Here is a 25,091-nt window from a genome sequence, read left to right on the forward strand (position 1 = left end):
TGCTATCATATAATTATTTCAAGAATTTTCTAGCATCTTTCAAATATTTTGCTATCTTTTTAGCTGCTTTTTTATTTTCGGTATTTAGGGGTCTGATTACATTCAGTAATTTCTTAAATCCTCCCCTATCATCAAAGACTATTTGCTCCAATCCTCTGGCCTCAGAGTACGATAATCCTTCCAAAACCTTACCTTGATATTTTGCTGCACGAATTTCCAATCCTCTTTTATTTAGATCAGCCTTCCAATGCTGCTTTTTTCTGATATCAAGTTTCTGTCTAGTTCTCCCTACATATTTTACCTCTCCAGCCTCATTATATAGCTCATAAACAGTATAAGTAAAGGCATACTTAGGGCTATTGGCAAGTGCCTTGGTTATTTTGGAGTTATTATTTGGTTCTATGATTTTATTTATTGCCGCACCACTTATTGTATCATCACCTAGCATTATAGGTGAACTCAGTGAATCAAATATTGGTCCTACATAGGGTATAAAACCGCCTAATCCCATAATAAAATCAAATATCTTGGAATTATCTTTTTTTACTTTATTAGTTTTCCTTAGTTCTCTGACATTCTCTATGCAAGTTTTCTTTAATTCAGAGTACTCATAATCTCTTAGAATTCCTAGATCATATGCTACTATAGCCTGAACATAAAGATCATCATAATATGAGATTATTTCCTGTACCCCCGGCTTAAGGGATACATCGCTCGTAAGGAATAATGAACTATAACCGGATCCGCCATCATTAACAACCGTTGTGATTAATCCGCTTGGATCACCATATCTTATTGGATTGTTATTTACGTAAATATATAAGTTATGGCTTAAAGGAGTTGCTAGCCTTCCTTTAAATCTGTCCTCACTGACAAACCTTCCGCTCTTAGCATCATAATACCTTGCCTTTGCATAATACAACCCTGTACTATCATCATATACATGACCGGTATAAGAAAACAGGTAGCCCACAAAGATATTCCTATTGTTCAGCTCTTCTGTATTTTCCAATACACCAAATTCATCATAGCTTAAGGAAGCCTTTACATTCCCGGTTTTATCCAGAATATCCGTCACTGTATTCTTCTCGTCTATCCGGTAATACCCTATTATACCATCCTTCTCCGCACTAACCAAACCATTTCCATAAGTAAAGTAGGACGTTTTTGTCTTTCCTTCTTCGGTGGTATCAATTGCTCCTACAATATCCCCATAAGCAGACTGGGTATCAATGACATATTCTTTCTTACTCTTTCGGATACCATCTGACTTCACCTCAGAGCTCACCCGGTTCCCGGCTCCGTCATAGGCATAACTGCTTGTCGTACCTTTATCAGCATTTATAACCTTTGACAGCATTCCGGCAGAATCAAAGGTATAGCTTTCGGCTAGCTTTTCATTCTCTTTTACCTGTGATAAGTTTCCCTGTTTATCATAAGCATAGCCTTTTTCTTTCGTTCCCTGTTTTTCCTCTGTCAGCTGGTTTAATGTATTGTAGCTGTAAGTAATTTTACTCTTTCCGCTCTCTTCCTTGCTGCTGCGGTTGTTGAACTCATCGTAAGCATATTTTCTGGTTACCGTTCCATCTGCTACCTTTGTCAGCTGATTCAGGGCATCATAGGTATAGGTAATAGTGTTGGTTGTTCCATTCTTTACTCCGGTTTCCTTCGTACGGTTTCCGCCTGCATCATATACATAAGAATAAGTCTCTTTTACCGCTCCACCGGTTTTCTCCTGTCTCTGTGTCAGCAGTCCTGTACCGTCATAGGTATAAAGGGATTCTGCTCCATTGGCAAGCTTCTTTGCCGTAACCTGTCCTAAAGCGTCATAGTTATAGGTATTGCTTCCTCCATTGGTATCAGTTACTCCTGTCAAATTCCCGGCTTTGTCATAGGCATAGGATACCTTGCTGCCATCCGGATAAGTCATGGAGTCCTTCTCACCGGTCTTTGTCCAGGTATAACGGATACTCCGGTTCTTGCCGTCGGTTACTTTTTGGGTCTGTCCCAGACTATCGTATTCGTAGGAAGTAGTTCCTGTCCCGTCTGTCATAGTCTTTATACGGGAAAGGGCATCGTAAGTATAGGCCACCGTCTTTCCGTCAGAATACGTCTTTTTTATCAGACTGCCTGCTTTGTCATAGGTATAACCGGTAACCGTATTATCCTTGGCCGTATTCTTTATCTTACGTCCGGCACCGTCATAAGCATAGCTTTCCTTCCGTCCAAGAGAATCTTCCAGCCCGATTAACTGCCCATTCTTATCATACTGATATGAGGTCTGCTGGTTCTTGTCGGCTGTTTCTCCAAAGCGGACAGCTTTTACCAGGTTGCCTCCCTTATCAAAGGTATATGCTGCCTTTTCTCCCAGGGCATCCGTCACTTTGGCCAGCTGGCCCATGACATCATATTCATAGGCTGTGGTATTCCCCTTCGGGTCTTTTTCTGTCAGCAGATTTCCAAGGCTGTCATAGGTGTAAGTAGTTACCTTCCCCTTAGCATCCTTTTCTGTTAACAAGTGATTTAAGCTGTCGTAAGTGTATATAGTATTATAGCCTAAAGCATCCGTAACCTTTACCTGGTTTCCGTTCTTATCATACTGATAGGAAGTGCCGTTTCCCATTGCATCCGTAACCTTTGTCTGCTGTCCCATCTTATTGTAAGCATACTGGGTAATGCCCCCTGCCGCATCGGTGACCTTCGTTAACTGGTTCAGAGCATCATAGGTATATTTCGTGGCATTTCCGAGAGCATCGGTTTCTACGGTTCTGTTGCCATTGGCATCATACTGGTAGCCGGTTGTATTTCCCAATGCATCCTTTTCTGATGTTAAACGGTTTAGCTTATCATAGGTATAGGTAGTCCCATGACCTAAGGCATCCGTTCCCTTTATTAAGTTCCCGTTCTTATCATATACCTGGGTTTGGGTATTACCTTCCCCATCGGTCTCGGTCAATTGATTCCCGGTTTTATCATAGGTATAGGCTGTCCGGTTTCCTTCCCCGTCAATGCTTGCGGTAAGAAGTCCAAGGTTATTGTATTTCTGCTTCACCGTATTTCCCAGGGCATCGGTAGTTTCTGTCAGTCTGCCGTTCTTATCATAGGCATAAGCAGTCGCTCCCCCTAAGGCATCCATTTCCTTTGTTGTCCTTCCCAGGGCATCATACTCATAGGAAGAGGTATTTCCCAGGGCATCGGTATAGGAGCTTAATCGGTTTACTTTATCATAGGTGTATTTGGTAATATCACCAAGGGCATCCTTCTCCTGGGTGAGGTTGCCGTTCTTGTCATAGGTATAAGTTGTCTTTCCGCCCAGAGGGTCCGTTTCTGCTGATTTTCTACCGAACAGATCATAATCATAGGTGGTCTTTCCGCCGTCTGCCGCCGTAACTGCAGTTACATTGCCCATGCTGTCATATTCATATTTTTCTGCAGCGGATAAGGCATCCGTTACCTGGCTTAAAAGACCGGTTGCCGTGCTGTAAGTGTATTTGACAGCATTTCCGTTCTTATCCGTCTCCTTAGTCAGCTTGCCGTCCTTATTATAGGCTGCAAGTGTGGTATTACCGTAAGCATCGGTTATCCTGGTTAAACTGCCGTCCATCAAATACTCATAGCTTTCGGTGCTGCCTGCGCTATTTACATTACCCATAGCATCCTTAGCCTGGGTGATGCGATTGAAGCTGTCATAGGTATAAGCTACGGTATTGCCTTCTGCATCTGTCACAGAGGTCAGATTTCCCCTGCTGTCATAGTTTCTGGTCTCAAAGGAGCCGTCGGGAAGGGTTACCTTTGTAATGGCACCGAAAGAATTATAGGTGTATTCAGTCTTATTCCCTAAGGCATCTGTATAAGAGATCAGGTTTCCATTCCCATCATAGCCATAAACAGTCTTGTTTCCCAATGCATCTGTGATAGAGGTTATCTGGTTGAATTTATTATAGGTATATTCTATCTTATTTCCCAGTGCATCTACCTGGGCAGTGATATTTCCGCTGTCATCATAGCTGTAGTAGGTGGTATTGCCGTCCTTATCCGTATCGGAACCAAAAGGTCCCTTGGTATCCACCGGATAATCGTCTTCCGGATCCGGGTCCACCATTCCTGCATAGGTCAGGGGCAGGCTTCCGAAGGCCCATTTGCCGCCTACAAAGACTGCTATTTTATTCCACTCCTCATAATCGGTGGAATCGACATTGAAGGAATAATCGTTGGTCTGGACATAATTCGTCCAGTTGGGACGGTGGATTCTGGTATGAAGCTCCAGATAATCCCCCGGCTTTAACACCGCATCTGTTCCTGTAAAGCCGATATCTGCCACGCAGTTGGTAGCAAGGTTACTGTCTCCCACCTCGGTAAAATCGGCTGTAATATTGTTCCTTCCGATACTTGTCTGGAACATTCCTCCGATGCCTGCCCAGTCTGCTTCGAATATCTGGTCTTCTGCACCGTCCGTAGTATAGAAATAGTTTATATGGAGGTCTGTCAGCCTGATGTTTTCCTCGCTGGTATTGTAAATACGGAACCTTGGAGACAGATTATTGCTTCTCTTTTCCTTTGCGGTATTGTACATCTCTCCCCGTACCGGCGTATAGGTGGTATCGGCATAATCAATATGCTCCTCCTCATCCTCCTCTTCTGCCGGAAGGATACCTTTTCCCCATACCTTCTCGCCTTTTATGAAAACATCTACCTGATCCCAGTCAGCAAAGCTTTCGCCGGCCCGCAGGGAATAATCGTTCGTAAGGTTATAATCCGTCCAGTCATTTTTTGCAAAACGGATATGCAGGTCCGTTGATGCTCCGATGCCCAGATAGCCGCTGTCCTCTTTAAAGCCTATCTCCAGATAGGTGTCTGCTCCCTCGTACTTTTCTGTCAGCTTATGGAAGGCCCCCGTAATGTTGTTCTGCCCGGCATCGGACCAGTCACACCAGAAATTCTGAGGTTTGTTATCATCGGCAGTGTAGTAATAACGGATGGTAATATCACTGTATTTTACCATTTGATTCCCGGTGTTAAGCAGGCGCATCATAGGATGAATGGTATTGGCTGTTTTACCGCTGTTGCCGGTATTGTACATCTGCAGGGTCAGCTTATAGTCTTTCGGTTCTGGCGTAGGAGTGGCCTGGGGTTTCGGTGTAGGAGTGGCCTGAGGTTCCGGTGTGGCAGTAACTGCCGGATTCGTGGGTGTGACCGGGTCAGTGCCGCTTCCCAGGGAACCCTTTCCCCAGACAAGCTTTCCTTTATAGAACATATCCACCTGGTCAAAGTAGGTGAATTCATTTGCAAGATTCTGTGAATAGTCATTTCCAGGCTTGAAAACACTCCAGTCATCCTTTCCGATTCTGGTATGGGTCTCAATGTATTTGCCCGGCTCCAGGTCTCCGGCTCCTCCGGTAAAGCCCACCTCCACGTAATAATCCGCCGTTTGTGCAGGCTCGGTCAATTTGGCAAACCTGCCTGTCACACAGGAATTCGCTCCGGCGCTGAACCAGTCCGTGAAGAAATTCTGAGGTCTTTCTCCGTCAACGGTATAATAATAACGCAGGGTAATGTCGGAAAGGCTCACCGTTTCCGTACCGGTGTTATAAATGCGGTATTGGGGATACAGGGTATTGTTGGTGGTACTTCCCGTTGCCGTATTCATGTTATGGGTCTTCAGTTCCAACTTGATGGCTGAGCCGGAGACAGTGGAATCTGAAAGTGCGTTGAGGGTAATCTGGCTTGCCCCATAAGGATTTAAGAACAGGTTATCCGAGGCCACTCCCATGGATTTCAGCCTGCTGCCATTATCCTGCTTTGAGAGCAGGTTGTCTGTAAGGAGAAGTCCCCGCCAGAAAGGAACATTAAGGGCATCTGATTCCACAGCTGCCTGCCTGTCAGATTGTGTGCTGCCTGAATCAGCACTCCCTGCCAGTACGTAACTTGACTTTCCGCTGCCTGCACTGGTTGTGGCTGCACCGGCTGCGGATTCCTTGGATGTGCCTGCATTGGCTCCCGTTTTACTGCCGTCCTTGTAATAATATTTCTTCGTTCCGTCGGAATTTTCCTCGGACTCTATACGGTATTCCTTGCTGTAACGGAATAAGGTCTTATTCCCGTTAGGCTCCGTACAGGTAATGGTTCGTTTGTCATCATCATAGCTGTACTGGTAGGTTCCGCCCTGAAGGGTCTTGGCAAGCACCCTGTCGTTATCGTCATAGGTGACGGCAAGGAGGGGCACTCCTTCGGGACTTACCGCCTTTGCCAGTCTTCCCTTGGTATCATAGGAATAGGTGGTTTTATTCCCGTTTACGTCGGTATAGCCTGTCAGTTCCCCATTGCTGTATGTATAGCTTACCGTTCTTCCTCCGCCGTCCTTTATATTCTTAAGGCTGCCATCGGTATTATAGGTAAGGTCCAGATACCCGCTTAAGCTCTGAATTTTGCTTAGTAATCCGTCTGTATAGGAGAGGGTAATGGTATTGCCGTTTAAATCCTTGATTGTTACGAGCTTACCGTTAGGGTCAAAGTGATAGATATCCCTTTTGTCCTTTGTCAGGGTAAAGCTTCCGTCCTGCCCTTTAACAAGCTTTCTTACAAGACCCTCCGCTGTCGTGTAGCCATCTCCTGATTTGGTATAGTATTCCAGATGCCCGTCTTCAAACTGTATTGCCACGGTTTTTCCCATATCCTGCAAATGATAGGAATAGGAATCGGACCATGCCATGCCAAATTCATGGAAGCTGTGGCTTAAGGAATTATAAACCCTGCTGAAGGTAAGGGGTTGAAAGCCCTCCACCGTAATATCCTCATTTTCATAAAAATGATTTCCCATAGTCAGGCTTACAGGATTTTCCGATGCCGTCCGCTGCAGCTGGTCAATGATTCCCAGATGCTGTCCCGTAAGATTGGAATCTTTTTTCAACTTACCGCTTATGGCACCTGTGGGATTCAGAATCAGAATATTAGAGCCAACCAGTTCACCGTCATTGGTGTACCCATTGGCCAGATTATTATCAGTTAGAATGGCTGAGTCTTTTTTATAATTATCAAAATATGCTCCCGCCAGATATTCCATCCGGTCCGTCACTCGAAATACATGACGCAGTGCTGTCATCTTCTCTGTGGAACTGCCGGAGGATGAGGTGACAGCTGCAGAAAAGGAATAGAGACTATAAGCACTCATGGATACCGGCGCATACCAGAGATTATCTCCCACCGTTGCAGTGACTGTCTTACCAGTGCCGCCATCCTTACTATAGGTAAGGCTTACCCTGCTTACTCCCTGTTTCTTTCCTCCCTTGCCGTATACCAAAAGGGTGCTGCCGGAGGCATAAGGGACCACCGAGATCTCTTTGCTGTTATCCTTTATTGCCGTAACCGTGGTGATGGACTTGAATTTCTGGTAGCCTTCCTCCTGTGGCTCTGCCACTACCTGGTAGCTGCCGTTCTTTACAAGTGAACCGCCTGCATCTTTTCCGTCCCAGGACAATTCATGGGATTTATATTTTCCTTCGTATTTCACTCCCTTTGCCAGATAGGCTATTACTTTGCCCTTCTGCATGATTTTTACATCCAATACATGCTCTGACTCCAGGTTAAAGGTTATTTTAGCTTTCTCCCCGGCTGAGGGTACAAAGGCAGACGGCTCTGCCTTAATAAATTTCTTTTGTGTTGCTGCTTCTGCCGTAAATGGTATGCCTGTCAGGATGATTGTGATACACAGTAACAGGCTGAGTCCCTTTTTAAACAGGACTTTAGTGAATTGCTTTCTTTTGTCGTAATTGAATGCTTCCATTACTTACCTCCCATCAAATGATTACCTGAAAAAAGGCAATAAAAAAAATGCCGGTTGCACCACTCGCTCCCTTATGCCCAAAGTGCCCAGATATTTACATAAGTTCCTCGCATCATTTCTCCTACCTCTTTATTCCATTAAAGTCATTTTATGACAGGATTTCTATGAATTCTACATTATTCTTTTGGGAAATTAGTCCCATTATTTTACATCTGCGTGCAATTTCGTGCTAAAGATTCTTTCTCCACACCATTCTATTGATAATACCGGTGTAGCTCTGGATAATTCGGATAACCTTGCTGCTTACATTTTCTTCAATATAATCAGGAACCTGACTGATTTTCTCCTCTCGGTCCGCCATGGACACTGCCAGTTCCACTGCCTGAAGCACCTCTTCCGCTGAAATAGAGCCAAGGATAAAGGCTCCTTTTTCAAGAGCCTCCGGCCTTTCCGTAGAGGTTCTGATACAAACCGCAGGAAAATGTTTAAAGTAGGCTGCCTCCTCGGGAAGGGTTCCGCTGTCCGATATGGTACAGAAGGAATGGTATTGCAGATGGTTATAATCTGAAAAGGAAAAGGGCTTTAAGGTTCTTACCTTGGGATGAAAATGAAACTGCCGTTTTTCAATGAAACCGGCCGAACGCGGATGGGTGGAGTAGATTACCGGAAGGTTATAGGCTTCTGCCAGTGCATTAACGGATTCCATCAGCTGGGAAAAATTCTTTTCATTGTCTATGTTTTCTTCCCTGTGGGCGGACAATACAATATACTGCTCCTTAGCAAGCCCCAGCTTATTCAGTATTTGGGAGCTTTCTATTTTTGACTGGCTGGCAGCGAGGACCTCTGCCATGGGGGAGCCTGTTACAAAGCACCTGTCCTTTGGAATACCTTCGGCATAAAGGTACCTTCTTGCCTGCTCACTATAGCAAAGATTGACATCAGCAATGTGATCAACAATGCGTCTGTTGATTTCTTCCGGCAAATTCTCATCGAAGCAGCGGTTTCCGGCTTCCATATGAAAAACCGGAATCTTAAGCCTTTTGGCAGACAGGGCGGCCAGGGCGGAATTGGTATCTCCTAATATCAGCAGGGCATCCGGCTTTTCCGAAAGCATGAATTCATAGCTTTTTGAGATGATATTTCCTATTGTTTCACCCACGTTGCCCCCTGCTGCATCCAGGTAGACATCCGGTGCCCTTAGCTGTAAATCTTCAAAGAAAATCTGATTTAACGCATAGTCCCAATTCTGCCCCGTATGAACCAGAATATGGTCAAAATAGCTGTCACATTTCTTAATGGTCTGGGACAGACGAATAATTTCCGGCCTGGTACCAAGTACAGTCATCAGCTTTAATTTTCCCATAACAACCTGCCCTTCTTAATAAAACCTTCTGATTTTCCGGTGATTCAGGAACAATAAAGGGAGGGAATGAAAAAGACTCTGCCTGGCAAGAATCAGTCTACTTCTCTCTCCGTCTTTTCCGTAAAGCATACCGGAGGATTGCCTTCCCTTATGGATAACGGTTGAAGTAGGAACCGTTGCTGCCAGAAGACCGGCCTTTTTCAGATACAGGGTGAGATTTAATTCTTCTCCGTAAAGGAAGGTCCTTGGGTACAGCTGGCGATAATACTTAAAATAGTCCTCTGTCAGCATAAATGCACAGCCCTGCATACGGTAAGGATTATCTTTTTGAGCAGAGCCGATACCGCCTGCCGCATTATTTCCATTCTCTTTTGCCTTAAGATAAAAGCCGCGTTCTTTCAAGAAGGAATAAAGGCAGGAAGCCCCATGTATTCCTCTTTTTAACAGATGAAATAATAGCTTTATCAATTCAAACACGAATTTCTTTCTGATTTCCTCCGGCAGACTCTTGTACAGGATATAAAGCCAGGTAAAGAAAATCCTCCGGTAAGGACTCTTCCAATTGACAGAAAGAGGCTGAGGCTTTTTATCGGTGTCATACACAGCCGGTGATATTACGCCGATTCCTTTTCTGCCGGCAGCCAAAAGCTCTTCAAAAAGAGTTTCTTCAAATACTACATCACTGTTACAGATAAAGCAGTTCTTCGCAGAAAACTGTGCCCTTGCATATCGGATTCCGGCATTATTCCCACGGGCAAAACCAAGATTCTTCTTAAGCCTTTTAATCGTAACATGGGGTGTCTTTTTATAATAATTCTTTAGCTGCTCATAGGAGCCGTCACCGGAACCATTGTCTACGACTATGATTTCATAGCCTTCTCCCCTCTGCTTTAAGGCACAGTTGATACAGGTTATGGTTTCCTGATAATTCTTATAATGTAAGATAATGATTGCTAACCTTGTTTGCATAGCCATCCCCCCATATTTTAATATTTTATTTTACTTAAAATAATCTGCACAATCCTGCTGCTTCAAAAGAGTTTTTCAAGGCTCCTTCGAAAGAATTTGATACTTTTCTGGAATAAGGATAGAAACAGTTCCTTTTCAAAAGCATTTAGTCCGAACAGCCACATTAAAAGCAGGTAAATTCCCGCTATTACTCCCCCCTTAATAAGAAAAAACGGTATCCCTTTATAAGGTATAAGAGCAATTAATACAGCTGCTGCAAGTGAGACTATCAGTGGTATCCCCATCTTAAAAAAACACTCCTTAAAAAACCGGAATACATTTATTTTAAGCTTGCGGTAGTATATGAAGTTCATAGCCGTGGTACGGAAAAGGTAAGCCGTACAGACTGAAACAGCAGCACCAATCTCTTTATATTCTCTGGTCAGCAGAATTGACAGTGCTACATTGATAACTGCCATGACAGCATAAACATAGGATTGCAGCCTGACCATTCCGGAGGCGGTGACGGTAAGCCCGGCGATGTGCTGGGTAAGTTCAAAAATACTCGGAAATATCAGGAAAAGGATGCAGATATAGGCATTCTGAAAACCATTTCCCAGCCAGAAGCCGATAAAATCCCTTCCCACTGCCAGAAAACCGGTGAAAATGATGCCAACAATAAAAAGTTGAATCCTTCCTACCTTTATCATCAGCTCCAAAAGCCTTTCTTCCTTATTATCCTTTGTAAGGATTCTGGATACCTTTGGGAAAAACAGGCCGTTTATGGCCGAAGCAAAGGTAAATACGATGCCTTCTACCGTAGCGGAAGCTCCAAATACGGAGATACTGACGGCACCGCAGTAGATGCCCAGTATGCTGGGAATAATATTGTAAATGAAGCGCTGGGCTATATTGACTACCGTTGACCAAAGGGAGAAGGAAAAAATCTCTTTTGTAGTCTTTTTCTCCTTGTAATGGTAATTTGCTCTGACATTCGTAGACTTTCTTACAAAAATAAATTTCATTAGTATGTTGAGGATTCCGGTTACTGCATTTACCATTACCATGGTATAAAGCCCGTATCCCAGCTTCAGTGCACCAATGATCAGGGCCATATTAAGGAGCTTGTAAAAGAGCTCACAGGCCTTAAGCTGTACGAACTTCTCATAGGATGTGAGGATACCGTTTAAGGTACCAAAGGGAAAGGCAAGAATACTGTAAATGGCGGAAATTAGAAAAATAACTTTTAGCTTATGGATTTGGACAAAGGATAATTCCCTGTAGATACTTCCAATGGAAAAATATACGGCAAGAAGGACGATGGCAATGACAATATCCAGTAATAAAAAGAACTTATAAATAATACCGAGAAGATTATTGGCAGCCTCCCTGTCGTTCCTTGAGTTATAAAGGGAAAGGAATCGGGTTACGGCGGCCCCCAGTCCAAAATCCATCACAAGGATTCCAATGATGGATACCGACAGGGTATAAAGTCCGTAATTATCCTGTCCAAGGCTTCGTATCATCCATGGAGTATAGATTAAGCCTGCCAACAGATTAATAAAGATAGTGATATATCCTAATACCGCGCCTGCCTTTATCTGCCTTGCGCTTTCTGCTTCATTTATCTCATTCATACTGGCTCCCAATGCATACAGTATCTGCTTGCAGATACTGTACTGCCTTAAATCAGGGTGTGAAATGTCCTTTATTTCACACTGCTCCCAATGCATGCCGTGTCTGCTTGCAGATACGGCACTGCTTTCCTTCCAATCAGGTCACCTTAGCCTTAACACGCGTAGCAAGCTGTTTCTAAGCCCTTTATAGTCCTTGTATTTTATACGCAGGAAAATACTTGAGGCCTTTCTGTAATATCGGACAAGAGGATGACCCTTTCCCATAATCCTGTTTATTCTGTTTTTAAATTCCATATCCTCTATGACATAGGGCGGATGCTTTATGGGAAAATCCAGCTCGAAGGCCGTCATATTAAAAATCCTTTGAATTCCCTTTGGCAGCATCCGGATATCGGAAACCGAATGGGAAGCATTTGCCGTGACTCCGATATTGGTTATCATATTTTTAGCCGGTACTATATTAAGTCTGTGGTTTAAATGCATGCTGGTGCTCAGGATGGATTCATAATGAGCCTTTCCTGAACGGTGATGCCCTTTTACCGTATTAATATGCCCTCCTCCGTCGGAAAAGGTATCCAGATAGCTCTTTAACTGCATTAGATTAAAAGGATCTTTTAAGATGCCATACTCCCCGTCCCAGGTATCAATCACCCGTTTCCAGGAGGCCCATCCGCAAATAGAGCCGGAGGTAGTAAAGAGATAATCATAGGGGGTATATTCACAGACTTTCGTATTGTTCATTCCGCATATCATATTGATTCTCTCATCATACTTATACCTTTCCAAAAGCTCCCTGCAAAAAGGAAAGAAGCTTAGAGCAGGAACATCATCATCCTCTAATACAATCCCTTCTTCTTCGGTTTGAAACATCCATTTTTGAGCTATATATTCCGATGGGTCACAGCCGACATTCTCACTTTGGAAATAGGTATGTATTTCGCAATTCCAGTCAATATCAAAAGCAATTGCCCTGCACGCTATGATCCCTGTCATGTCCTCTGCCCTTCCCTTTCTGGGTCCGTCCTGATACAGGTAAAGCCGGGAGGGCTTTGCTTTCTTTATCACCTCAAACACCTTTTCGAACTGTTTGGGCCGGGCAAAAAAAATCAAGAGCACTGCAATATCTATTTTTGCTTCCTCCATAACCTCTTCCTTCCCGCGTACCATTGACGCTGCTTCTCAATAATTCACACTAATATCATGCCCTCCCAACGCGCCGCAAGATTGAGCCGAGGATTTCGCAGGCTTAATTTTGTGTGTGAAAATTGTCTTTTAATTTTCACACTAATATCATGCCCTCCCAACGCGCCGCAAGATTGAGCCGAGGATTTCGCAGGCTTAATCTTGTGTGTGAAAATTGCTTTTAATTTTCACACTATCCCAAAATCCAGACATAAGGAGTAAGATTACCATCCCTAAGCGTACGGTACAGGAAAAATACTCCGAACAATACTACCGAAAAAAGCAGCAGAAATTTCCTGGTTTTCTCCTTTTCAGTTTCCTGCTGCTTGAGAGAAAGGATTCTGTCAAGCAGAATTATACTGCCGTATAGATAATAAAAAGCAGGCCTTTCGGCAGTTCTTGTAAATAAGCGGAATAACCACAAAAGTATTACAACAAAGTGCATATTCAAAAAAAGCAGGCTGTCTTTATCAAGAGCCATAAGCTCTTTCCGGTATATAATTCCAAGAAAGCCTATAATGATAAGAATAATAAGAAAAATGCTTCCATTTCCGGTACTTTCAATTCCATAGTCATAATCCAGCCAGGAAGCTATCACTCCGTACAGACGGTCAAATAAAATTCCTGTGATACCATAGGCAAGAAGAATGGGTATATGGTATTTTGCCTTCCATGGAATACGCCCTAAAAAATAAGCAGGGAGGAAAAAAGCAGCTGATTTATGAAAAAGAAAAGCAATTCCAACAAGCAGGAGAAAACGTACCGGTTTCCTTTTCCTTATGGCTTCATAAGCAAAAAGGCACAAGGACATAGCAAGTGTCTGCCTTAGGCCGGCAAAGGAAAAGGCAAAGAGCCCGATGGTATAGTAGAAATAAACAGCATACTTTTTATTATAGGCATAGCGGTTCAAAAAGAAAAACAGGCATATACATACGATAGCCGAAGTAACGGCAAAGTAAAAAAAGGTGCTGAGACTTATCTCACTTAAAAGCTTGGTAAACATGTAAAAGCCCACTTCTTTTTTTCTCTCCAGGTAGAACCGGAAGCTCTTACCTGCCGAGTTAAGAAAATTGTCCGCATATCTGCTGTAATCTCCGGCAAGAGGTGCTTTTAATATCATTAGAAGATATAAAAGGCTGCAGGAAAAAAGCAGGAGAAAGGTTTTCTTTTTCCTATGGATGTCTGTGTCACTTTCTTTAACTTCCCTAATGGAAAAGAGTGCTGATACGGCAAGGATAACCAGTACAATTACATATGGCAGCATCTTCATCCCTCCCTTTTTCTTCTCATTATCAGCCATGCCTTCCCAACGCGCCGCAAGATTGGGCTGAGGATTTCACAGGCTCTTGTGTGAAATGTCTTTTATTTCACACTAGCCAGAATATGTCGTGCTCTTTATTTGGTGTCTGTCTTTATCGCTAAGAGCTTTTCATAAACTTCTATGTACTCCTTTACGCAGGCTTCCTTGGAAAAATGCATGCTGGCATAGCGGATGCAGTTTTTGCTGAAATACCCCTTTCCCTTCCTTTTCACCATTAAAATGCTCCGGAAGAAGCCCTTTAAGCTGTTGTCTGCAACCGTATACCCGCAATTATTTCCTACAAGCTCCGGCAGAGCTGTAGTTGAGCAGGTAACGACAGGGGTACCGCAGGCTAAGGCTTCCACAATTGTTTTCCCAAAGGATTCTTCCCTGGACAGGGATACATATACATCCGCAGCACTGTACAGCCTTGCCAGCGTGGCAGAATTATCCGTCGGAGAAACTTTTATGATATTGGAGGGAAGAGAGACCTTCCGGTCCATTCCTCCTGCAAGCAGAAAAATGCAGTCCGGGAGCTTTTTCGCAAGCTTTATAAAGCCCTGCAGTCCCTTTTCCCTGCACCAAAGGGCTGCTACTGACAGGATGACAAATTTGTCCTCTATGTGAAGGCTGGTTCTGATATCTTCTGCCTCCACAGGCCTGAATACCTCAAAATCTATCCAGTTGTAGATTCTTTTTATAAGAAAAGCATCCTTTAAAAAGGAACATTTTGCCTGCTTGGTTATCCAGTCCGATACCCCGATTACCGCAAGCCTGTTAATACCCTCAAAATCCCTTTTCTTATCCCTCCACATTTTGCTGCAGCGGTCAAAGAACCAGGAGATAGGAGTATTTCTATTGTTGGGGCATTTCATACAGCCCTCTCTCCACTGATAACACCGGTTAACGGTATAATGGGTGCATCTTCCGGTATAAAACCAGCAGTCATGGAGGGTAATAACCAAAGGAATATCCTTTTTACCAAGATAGGAAAGCAGCAGGCTGAGGTTCAGGAAATTCCCGTGAACATTATGAAGATGTATGACATCCGGCTTTTGCTCTTTTATATAACGGATAAGTCCATGGGTTGCGGAACTGGAAAAATATCCTTGCAGTCCGGTTATTCTGGAGCACAGGGCATGGATTTTTCTGTCTGCCTTTACCCCTATCACATAGTGGCCTTTTCTCCTCTCAGCTTTCTTCTGCCTGTGAACAGGCATTTCCCGGTAAGCGTAGGCAACAAGACTGGTATGTCCCTTCTCCGTTAGGAACTCCTCCAGCTCCATGGTGGTTCTGCCTGTACTTAAGATTTTGTAAACTTCATTAATCTGCAGAATTTTCATAAATAACCTCGCTCCCTGAACATTCCTTCCGGTAGCTTAAAAAGGTATGGTAAAGAGCCTTTTCAAACTCCGATAGCTTCTCTTCCTCTGCTGTATTATTCTGAAAAGCAAGAAGACTATCGGCTAAAGCTCCCAAGGAGACCTGATATACCTTTGGTATACAGTAAAAGCCGTCCTCCCCTTTATGGCCTTCTTCGTTTAATACCTTTAAAAATTCCCTTACCACATCATCGATATGGCATAGGTTTAAAACAGTATTTCTGTCATGGACTGTAATAGGAAGGCCCTTTGCTATGTTATAGCAGAAGGTCGCAATTACGGAATTATAATTCGGTCTTGCACCCTCTCCAAAGAGGTTGGTCAGCCGGTAAATATAAACCCTCCCCCCTAAATTCACTTCGTAGGCTTTTAATACTTCTTCTGCTGCCCTTTTACTCCTTCCGTAGGGGGTAGGCAGCAGGGCGTGGATGGAGGAAGCATAGAGAATACCGCATGGATTTTTAAGGTCAGCCAGTGCTTCTGTTATTTCTTCCGTTACTCTTACATTTCCCTCTGTAAAATCCTCTAAATTCCCCGAACGGTTAACACCCGCCAGATGATAGATGAAATCACTTCTTTCAAGATAGGAAACCAGCTCTTCTTTCTTTGTTCCATGAAAACTTTCGTAAACCACTATCCCCGGAATGTTTTTTAAAGCAGATGAAATATGCCTGCCAACGAAACCGCCTGCTCCGGTAACGAGAATGTTCATATGGGAGAAGCTCCTTCTTAAACAACCATTTGAAACATTCTATTCTTCCCGCAGAATAAATATCCATCCTTTACCTGTTCTTAAAAAACTCCAGCTCTTTTATGATATAAGGGATGTCTGCGAGCTTTTCCTTCATCTCCTCCACTCCCAGCTGCAGAGCGTTATTCGAATTATATTCCCTGATTCTTTTTCTCCTTTTACTTCCCTTTGTATAATAGACATCATAGTTTAAATCCCGGTTATCCGGCAGTATCCGGTAATAGTTCCCCATATCCACGGAAAAGAGGCTTTCCTCTTTTGTAAGCAGAGTCTCATACATTTTTTCGCCGTGACGCACACCGATGATTTTAATGCCCTCTTTATATTGAAACAGCTCGCTAAGAGCCAGGGCCAGAGTCTTTATAGTGCAGGACGGTGCTTTTTGCACCAGAATATCTCCGCTTTTTCCTTCTAAAAAGGCGTAGATCACCAGTTCCACCGCCTCCTCCAGGGTCATCATAAACCGTGTCATTTCCGGTTCTGTTACGGTTAAGGGCTCTCCGGCTTTTATCTGCTCTACGAACAAAGGAATGACAGAGCCTCTGGAACAGGCGACATTCCCATAGCGGGTCCCGCATATCTGGATTTTATCTTCGGAAACCATTCTGGCCTTGGCCACCATCACCTTTTCCATCATAGCCTTTGAGGTCCCCATGGCATTAATGGGATAGGCTGCCTTATCCGTGGAAAGGCAGATAACTTTTTTGACACCTGCGCTGATGGCTGCTGTAAGAACATTATCTGTTCCGATAATATTTGTCTTAACTGCCTCCATGGGGAAGAATTCACAGGATGGCACCTGTTTTAATGCAGCGCTGTGAAAGATGTAATCCACCCCATAAAATGCTTCCTTTAAGCTGTCAGGGTTTCTTACATCACCAATGTAATATTTTATTTTATTGGAATGATAGAAATGCCGCATATCATCCTGCTTTTTTTCATCTCTGGAAAAAATCCGAATCTCACCGATATCGCTTTCCAAAAATCGGCTGAGCACCGCATTGCCAAAAGAACCGGTGCCGCCGGTAATAAGAAGCACTTTATTCGTAAACATAATCTTCTCCCTTCTGCATGCTCCGTTCTATAGGGATACAAGGCACGGATAGGTATCCGTATGAGCCGGGTCAAACACTTCGTTAGCCCATATCAGCGTATATAGGTCCGATGCTCCCAGATTAATCAGGTTATGGGTATAGCCGGGAGGAACCTCCAGGATACAGGGTTCTTTTTCCGAAAGAACATACTCCATAAGCTCCTTCGAGCCAATCCGCCTTAATTGAATAAGGGCTGATCCTGAAATTACAAGAAACTTTTCACATTTGGTATTGTGATAATGCTCTCCCTTTTTGACGCCGGGCTTTGTGATATTCAAAGAAATCTGCCCCCTGTCCTCTGTCTTAAAAATTTCCGTAAAGCTGCCTCTGTCATCTCCATGACTTATTAAGGGAATTTTAAGCCCCTCCAGGGGCAGATAGCTTAAATAGGTACTGTAAAGCTTCTTTGTAAAGGAATCTTTCATATCAGGTATATACTTATTTTCTCTGGCTTTCTTAAAATCCAGAAGGGTATCAGCCAATTTCTTTAAGGTAACGGTATAGCATAATTCCTCCGGCAGCCTGTAGTAACCGTCGGTATCAGGAGGAATTTCTTCCTTAAGATGCTTTACAAAGGAATCCATCACATCATCCACATAGTAGAATCTCATGAAGGTATCCGGGTCATGTATTTCAATGTCCTTCTCTCTTGCAATGTTATAGCAGAAGGTCGCTACAACGGAATAGGCACAGGGCTTTGCCCATTTTCCGAAGGTATTGGTAAGGCGGTAGATAATGACCCTGCTCTTATTAAGCATTTCATGTTCCCTTAAGGCTTCCTCTGCCATACGCTTGCTTCTGGCATATTCCGTATCCTGGACTGCCTGAATGGACGAGGTATATAGAACCGGACATTTGTTCTTATTTTCTCTCAAATAAGAAAGTAATGTCTGAAAAAATTCATAATTTACCTTCATAAACTCTTCGCCTCTTACCGGCCTGTGTACTGCCGCAAAATGATATACGAAATCACAATCCTTCGTATAGTTCTTCAAATCCTGCAGATCATTTGACTTGTCATAGGTATAAATCCTGTCCGGCTCCTTACTCCGGGCCTTTAAGGCTGCTATCAGATTCTTTCCCAGGAAGCCTCCTGCCCCGGTAACCAGTATCTTCATACTAATACCCATGCCTTTCTTAAAACTTCTCTATTCCTTCACTGCCTCTTTCAGCACTTCTTCCAATTCCCCCCTGATTTTTTCCTCCTGGTGCTCCTTCCTGCCAAGCTCCCAGGCTCTCCTCCGGTATAATTCTATTTTATCCCGATGCCCTGCCAGACGTGACAGTACCGGATAAATATTTTCAGGACTTCCAATGCAGATAGCTGCTTTATTCTTCTTTAAATACCGTATACCTTCATTTTCATAGGGTCCCACCGCAAGAACTGCACAGGAGGAAGCCAGACAGTCAACAATTTTCGTAGAAAATGAATACTTCGTCAGAAGCTTATTTTTCAAGTCAAAGCTCTCTGCCAGAAGCGCAACATCTGCTGCCTGATATATTTCCTCCAGGCTCTCAGGTGAAACAAAGCTTTTTAGAAAAACCGACCTTTCATCGTGTAGATGCTTCCTTTCTTTTTGAGTCAGCTTCTCCTTTGTATATATCTCAAGAGTCATCAGAACCTCATTCCGGTTTATGAGAGAAATAGCCTTTGCTATGGCTGCAAGGGTCTTCTTTCTGTTACAGTAAAGCCTTCCGGCGTAGACAATTCTTATAGGTCCTGCTGCCGGCTTTTCCCTGTATCCCTCAAAGCTTCCCCCCTTACGCAAAACACCGGCAGAAACCCCTAATTCCTCCTCCATCTGCCTTGACTGCCTCTCGGACAGGGTTAAATATTTTGCATAAACAGGTGCGGTCTTTCTCAGGTCTTTTCGGAAAAGCAGTTTTCTACACCAATAAAAAGGAGAAATATTCAGCTGCCTTAAGGAATATTCATCATCCCCCGTAAAGACAATTACCGGTGCACCGGTAACCGAATGTAAAAGCCGTTCCATGTACAGCATTCTTCTGGAGTAAAAACGCAGGCTGAAGATTACCTCCGGTCTGAAATCTTCCAGGAAATCCATTAAAAGACTGCCTTTAAAGTCGCTCCTTAACCACACCTGGTCCCTGCACAGCCTGAGAGGACCGCCCAATACAGCCTTTAGCGGTTTATACCCCCTGGTTTTATCTCCTTTCAGATGAAGCTTCTTCCCCTTAAGCTCAGGATAGTGATTCGCCGTACCAAATCTTCTGGTGATAAGCCATTTGCCCGTTCCTTTTCTTGTTATAAGGCTTTCTAAAGCCATCCGGTCGGTTATCTGAAAATACCTGCTGCAGCAGAGGTTATCCGGCTCCCCGGACGCTAAATACAGGTTAGCCAGAGTACCGGAAAAGCCTGACAGCCAATTTGTCATCACGTTACCAGGATAGATTTTGTCATTCCAGACTTCTTCTGTCAGAACCAAAACATTCATATCAAATCCTCTCTTTATATTATTGAATGATTTTTATTAACTTCCTTACAGGGATTACTGTCTTATTATAAAAATAAGCACATAGCTCCGGTGCCAGATAAAAGCAGGTAAACATCAGTTTATACCGCAGAGGGGTAACCCTGCTGTAAAGCATCTTAAAATAAGCTTCCCTGTACAGCTTTATCAGTTTTTCCTTGTCATTCGTATTCTCCGGGTCCCTTCTGCAGTTTATATAAAAAAGCATCAGATTCAGGCACAGGTATTCCCAGGAATACTCCAGAAGCTCCTTCTCCTTATCCGCGAAGAAATGTATCCTCTCCTTCAGCACCTCATAAAAGTCCATGGGCTTATAATGGTTTTCCTTTCTGGTGGTACTTTCCGCACTCTGATAGTAGTAGTACAAAGGCTTTTCCGACAATACCACCTTGTCAGAGCGGTATATAAGCTTGTAGGTCAAAGCTTCATCCTCATAATTGAAGTGGTCGCTTACAGGGAAGAATAAATCCTTCAGCAGTTTCCTGCGGTAGAGCTTGCCGACTACTCCGGACTTCATTTTCCGGCTGAAAAAGGCTTCCTTTTTATCATATACCCTATGTTTTCCCTTCATGGATATTCCCTTAAAATCCGAACCCCTGCCTATATGGAGCTGACAGGCGGCAATTCCTGCCTTATACCGGATACACAGGGAAAGCAGATATTTAATGAAATGCTCCTGAATAAAATCGTCACTGTCCAGAAAAGCTATATAGCTCCCTGCCGCATATTTAAGACCGGTGTTCCTTGCGCTTGATATGCCGCCATTTGCCTGATGTACAACCCTGATCCTGTTATCCAGACGTCCGAGATTATCACAGATAGCCGGGCTTTTGTCCCTGGAGCCATCATCTATCAAGAGTATCTCAAGGTTTTTATAGGACTGCTTTCTGACACTTTCCACACAGCGCCATAAGTATTTCTCTGCTTGATAAACAGGTATAATTACACTTACAAGAATATCTTCTTTCATTTCTACCTCATTCCTGCGTATATGAACGCTGCTTTCCTTCTTTCATCCATTCTTCCTTTACAATCAGCTGGAATTTGCCGCTGCTTAGACGGTAAAGGGAGTCGGTAAACTCCAGGGTAATCTTTGTCCCGGTGCCAAAGAACTGGCCCAGGGCAGTTAACAGCTTATCACTGCTGTTTTCTTTGTTCTTTTCCTTTCCGATACAAAGCACATGGATCCCTCCGTCCTTCTTTTGTATAAACTGCATCTGACTTACCGTTTTCGAAAGACTGCTTACGAGCACCGACAGCTGTACCTGGCTGAACCTTCCTTTTTCCGTAATCAGAAATGCCGTATCCCTGCCGGAAATACCTGCTATAACCGGATGACTGCTCTTACAGGCGCAGGCCCTATCCTTATCCGTAGTGATTATCATATCTCCTATGTCATACCGGATAAGGGGCGTGCCAAAGGTATCAAAGCCTGTGACAAGAAGCTTTACCCCGCCTTCTGCCGGAATATGTTCAAAAATTCCGGTATCGAGAGCTTCATGATAGGAACCGCATCTGCATTGGATAATAAAGGGGGCCCCTTCATTGGAAGCATATTGGTCCGACAGGGGGCATCCAAAAACCCTTTCTATGGTTTCACGGTGCAAAGGCAGTACTGTTTCCGAGGTGGTAAAGACTGCCTTAGGTGTAAAAGCAGACTTTATGCCGTTATCCTCCATGTATTTGGCTACGGTATAGACAGCCGAGACGAAACCGTCTATGGCAGCCGGTTTATAGCGGTTTAAATCTGCCACATAATAAGGAAGATTTTCCTCTGTAAGGTGATATGTTGAATAAAGCCTTTGTCTTCCCGCATAATTGGTTCTCCAGAAAACAGGCTTTTTCGGAGAATCTGCCACAATCTTCTTCCCGAAAAACCTGGCGGATTTCATTTTATTGTTTTCAAAGCCAAAGGAAAGCTTATAGGCATCCAGATAGGCCATTCTCTTCCTCACATCCGCCTTGCGCTTTCTTACCTCCAATGGCACTCCTGTTGTCCCTCCGGTATAAAAGATAAGGCTTTTTCTTTTGGGTATTGTATAGATCCTGTCAAGATTATCCCTTAACATATCCTTATGAAGAATGGGAAGCTTTCCGATATCGGCTGCTGTTCTTATTTCATCCAGTGGTACATCCTTATAGAATTCACGGTAAAAGGGGCTGTTAGCGGCAGCATAATGCAATAAGCGCAGAAATTTCTTGTTCTGTATTTTCTGCTCCCTTTTTAAATCCTCATGGCTATTCCGGGCATATTTCTTTCGATACCTCTTATAAACCCCGGTGTAGCGCTGCTGATACAGCATTAAGCCATAGAGGCTGACGGCAAGATTCTGCATAAAGACCGGTAACCGGTAATATAAGCCCAGGATTACTATTTTCATCGATAAGCCCCTTCTTTCAAAATGTGTTCTTGTTACACTCCTTTGCCTGGGAAGTATTTTCTGAGAAATGCTTTTATTCTACAGTCCCATGGCATTCAACAATATCTCATTTATTTTACTTACTTCAAATTTTTCCCTGCATAAAAGATAAGAATATTCTCCCATGCTTTCCCGAAGTCCTTTATTTTCAATCAATAGTCCGATTTTTTCAGCCAGGGCAGGGCTGTCACCTACGGGTACATGAAATCCGTTGTAACCTTCGATCACGGTATCCCTGCAGCCCGGAGCATCGGTTGTTATAATGGCTCTTCCTGCCGCCATTGCCTCAACAATACTCCGCCCGTTTCCCTCATGATAGGAGGGAAGCACAAAGATTGAACATTTCTTAAGGTAGGGTCTGACATCATCTGCACGGCCGCAGTAGGTAACGGCTCCCTCCTCCAGATAGGATATAAGCTCCTCCTCCAAAATGGCATCCTTATGTTCATCCAGTCCTCCCACCAGTAGAAATTCTGCCTGGGGGTACTTTTTCTTTAAGACCGAAGCCGCCGAGCAATATTCTTCGACTCCCTTTCCATAGACAAGTCTTGCCGTCATACAGACACAGGGAGTATCCGGTACCGGAGTTTTTCGAAAATACTCTGTATTGACACCGGAGCCATTCACAAATACTTCCTTTCCGGCTTTTAAAAGCTGCCGCTTTCTCATGCTTTTATAATCATCCTGATTCATGAAGATGCACTTCTCACTATAATGAAAGATGAATCTGTAAAACAGGCAAAGCATATTTCTTATCAGACAATTCTTAACTCCCTTATTGTAAAATACCGTTTCAAGACCGGTGATAAAGGAATAAATATGCTTTATCCTGCAAAAAATTGCCGCACATCCCCCAAATACAATAGGCTTTGCCATAAAAAAGAAGCAAATATCGGGCTTTGTTTTCCTGATAACACGCACATAGTTAAAAAACATAACCAGGTTTTCCAGGAGGTTCGTTCCCGTCCTGCTGCCTCCCACAGATTCATAGGATGCCCCTAACTTCTTAGTATCCTCTTCCATTAAGTCCTTTGCTTCCACAGATACACAGACTACCTGGTGTCCCTTTTTTACCATTTCCTTTATAAAATCCTGTCTGAAATTAAACATGGAAGGCCCATGGCTGGCTCCTACCAATATCTTCATTGTCCTTCACCCTTCCTGACACCCTCAAGTACTCTATTCCAATCAAAGCCGCAATTAAATAAAAAATCCAGAACGGACAGGTTACCTTCAAAGCCCTCCCCTTGCTGAGGATATTTAAAGGGTTTATAATCCGTATAAGTAAGTGCAATCCCTCTGTCCAGGAAGTCCTCTTTTGCTTGGTAAGCCCTTGCCCCAAGTCCCGAATAGTATTCATTTGCCCTAAGTATTGTGCAGATATCTAAAATCCGCTGCTCTTTTTTGGAATCCACATTCAGCTCGGAAGCTTTTACTATGGCTGTACGCAGGCCAAAACCTGCAAGGATAAATCGGTTGATTGTCATATTCATGTCTGCCAGGTTTTCATATTTTGTAAGAAGAAGTTCCTTTACCACCGGAAAGATTTCCTTGTAATATCTGGCATTACTGTAATTGGCCGTTAAAAGGTCCAGATGCTTCTTCTTCCAGCCAAGCTCATCTTTTGTCCTAACCTCATTGATTGCATCCTTAAAATGATAATCAAGAGGTATGGTTATTCTTTTTGTGCCCTGAGAAGTTTTGATATTATTTCTATGGTGCATGTTGTCATTGGAAAATTGGGCATCATCCAGGTAAACAAACAAATCAGCTTTGGAAATCTTATAAAAATATCCTAAATATGGAAAATAATCCGGCTGATGGATAGCAATTCTCATAGCTTATTCCCTCTCTCTTTCTTCCTGCTAATCCTGTGCATACCGCAAGCTTGGCTGCGGTACTGCTTTTAAGATGTTAATAAATACACCACATTTTTCTTATCAATCCCATAATTAAAAACATGCTTGTAGTGTTATTTAATGTGAAAATTGCTTTGCATTTTCAAACTATTCCCTGCTTAACACAAGCCTGTTTTCTGTACTGTCAAAATAAGAAGTAAAAAAACGCACCACATTCTTCCAACTTCACCACTGCAAACCTAGGAACTGTATATATTTCTTCCAAGGAGCACGGTAACCGTCGTATAAACTGAAATTACCATATCCCCTCTAAAACTTATATTTTCTGCATAGGAAACATCCATTGTAAATTGCAGCTCTCTTGTGGCTGCCGCACGGTATTTCATATCTATGGTACAGAATAATCCCGGAAGGCAGGAAAACCTCTTTTCATAGGGAAATTTACCTTCTTCCTCCCTGGCTTCTTCCGGTAATACCGGTCTAGGTCCTATAATTGCCATATCCCCTTTTATGATATTAATAAGCTGGGGCAACTCATCAAGGCTCGTTCTCCGCAGGAAAGCCCCTGCTCCGGTTATTCTCTTATCTCCCTGAAAAGCCCTTATTTCAGGGTTTTCATGGTTTTCCTTCATTGTCCTGAATTTATATATTTTAAAAGGCACCCTGTTCTTTCCCACTCTGTATTGTGTAAACAGAATCTTTCCCCCATCTTCCAGCTTAATAACGATTCCTATCAGAAGCAGCAGCGGAAATGTGAGTAGTAAGACCATACAGCAAATGGCACAATCAAGCTTCCTCTTCATTTTTCTTTCATAAATCCTATTCATATATGCAATCCCCCTGCTAAATATATGAGCTATGGCAGAAGGGTTCCCATAAGCAT

Annotated in this window: 16 protein-coding genes and 1 riboswitch; all 16 genes read right to left on the minus strand. The window is 43.3% G+C overall.

All coding sequences use genetic code 11. The features are described 5' to 3' along the window. Positions 1-13: 13 nt before the first annotated feature. Positions 14-7,780, minus strand: a complete 7,767-nt coding sequence (locus tag BUB77_RS00780) for a cellulose binding domain-containing protein (RefSeq protein WP_073271896.1) — start codon at positions 7,778-7,780, stop codon at positions 14-16. Positions 7,781-7,819: 39 nt separating this feature from the next. Further along, a riboswitch (cyclic di-GMP riboswitch) is annotated at positions 7,820-7,904 on the minus strand. Between the two features lie 105 nt (positions 7,905-8,009). After that, positions 8,010-9,143 carry a non-hydrolyzing UDP-N-acetylglucosamine 2-epimerase gene (wecB, locus tag BUB77_RS00785; protein WP_073271899.1) on the minus strand — a complete coding sequence of 378 codons (1,134 nt, stop codon included), beginning with the start codon at positions 9,141-9,143 and terminating at the stop codon, positions 8,010-8,012. A 15-nt stretch (positions 9,144-9,158) separates the two neighbouring features. Further along, entirely contained in the window at positions 9,159-10,112 is a 954-nt protein-coding gene (locus BUB77_RS00790; RefSeq protein ID WP_073271902.1) for a glycosyltransferase, read from the minus strand. 62 nt (positions 10,113-10,174) lie between these two features. Further along, positions 10,175-11,824, minus strand: coding sequence for an oligosaccharide flippase family protein (locus tag BUB77_RS00795; protein ID WP_084123849.1), 1,650 nt, complete (start codon positions 11,822-11,824; stop codon positions 10,175-10,177). A 45-nt stretch (positions 11,825-11,869) separates the two neighbouring features. After that, the gene (locus BUB77_RS00800; protein ID WP_084123850.1) at positions 11,870-12,895 is read right to left on the minus strand and encodes a hypothetical protein; all 1,026 of its coding nucleotides are present in this window, start codon (positions 12,893-12,895) and stop codon (positions 11,870-11,872) included. A 208-nt stretch (positions 12,896-13,103) separates the two neighbouring features. Beyond that, positions 13,104-14,210: an EpsG family protein gene (locus BUB77_RS00805; protein ID WP_073271904.1), complete on the minus strand. Its 1,107-nt coding sequence runs from the start codon at positions 14,208-14,210 to the stop codon at positions 13,104-13,106. A gap of 95 nt (positions 14,211-14,305) precedes the next feature. Beyond that, positions 14,306-15,553: a glycosyltransferase gene (locus BUB77_RS00810; RefSeq protein WP_073271907.1), complete on the minus strand. Its 1,248-nt coding sequence runs from the start codon at positions 15,551-15,553 to the stop codon at positions 14,306-14,308. After that, positions 15,534-16,304: an NAD-dependent epimerase/dehydratase family protein gene (locus BUB77_RS00815; protein ID WP_073271910.1), complete on the minus strand. Its 771-nt coding sequence runs from the start codon at positions 16,302-16,304 to the stop codon at positions 15,534-15,536. Before BUB77_RS00815 ends, BUB77_RS00810 begins: the two co-directional genes overlap by 20 nt. Positions 16,305-16,374: 70 nt before the next feature. Next, a complete protein-coding gene (locus tag BUB77_RS00820; protein WP_073271913.1) occupies positions 16,375-17,397 on the minus strand; it encodes a polysaccharide biosynthesis protein in 1,023 nt (340 codons plus the stop codon). Positions 17,398-17,424: 27 nt separating this feature from the next. Next, on the minus strand, positions 17,425-18,567 hold the full coding sequence (locus BUB77_RS00825) for a polysaccharide biosynthesis C-terminal domain-containing protein (RefSeq protein WP_242962313.1): 1,143 nt from the start codon (positions 18,565-18,567) through the stop codon (positions 17,425-17,427). An 18-nt stretch (positions 18,568-18,585) separates the two neighbouring features. Beyond that, a complete protein-coding gene (locus BUB77_RS00830; RefSeq protein ID WP_073271916.1) occupies positions 18,586-19,893 on the minus strand; it encodes a glycosyltransferase in 1,308 nt (435 codons plus the stop codon). A 19-nt stretch (positions 19,894-19,912) separates the two neighbouring features. Further along, the gene (locus tag BUB77_RS00835) at positions 19,913-20,899 is read right to left on the minus strand and encodes a glycosyltransferase family 2 protein (protein WP_073271919.1); all 987 of its coding nucleotides are present in this window, start codon (positions 20,897-20,899) and stop codon (positions 19,913-19,915) included. A 7-nt stretch (positions 20,900-20,906) separates the two neighbouring features. Further along, positions 20,907-22,310, minus strand: a complete 1,404-nt coding sequence (locus tag BUB77_RS00840; RefSeq protein WP_073271922.1) for a phenylacetate--CoA ligase family protein — start codon at positions 22,308-22,310, stop codon at positions 20,907-20,909. A gap of 78 nt (positions 22,311-22,388) precedes the next feature. Continuing rightward, entirely contained in the window at positions 22,389-23,495 is a 1,107-nt protein-coding gene (locus BUB77_RS00845; RefSeq protein WP_073271925.1) for a glycosyltransferase family 4 protein, read from the minus strand. Further along, positions 23,492-24,187: a WbqC family protein gene (locus tag BUB77_RS00850; protein WP_073271927.1), complete on the minus strand. Its 696-nt coding sequence runs from the start codon at positions 24,185-24,187 to the stop codon at positions 23,492-23,494. The genes BUB77_RS00845 and BUB77_RS00850 overlap by 4 nt, the downstream gene beginning before the upstream one ends. Before the next feature lie 260 nt (positions 24,188-24,447). Further along, a complete protein-coding gene (locus tag BUB77_RS00855; protein ID WP_084123851.1) occupies positions 24,448-25,035 on the minus strand; it encodes a sugar transferase in 588 nt (195 codons plus the stop codon). Positions 25,036-25,091: the final 56 nt, after the last annotated feature.

The organism is Anaerocolumna jejuensis DSM 15929 (genome assembly GCF_900142215.1).
Classification (GTDB): domain Bacteria; phylum Bacillota; class Clostridia; order Lachnospirales; family Lachnospiraceae; genus Anaerocolumna; species Anaerocolumna jejuensis.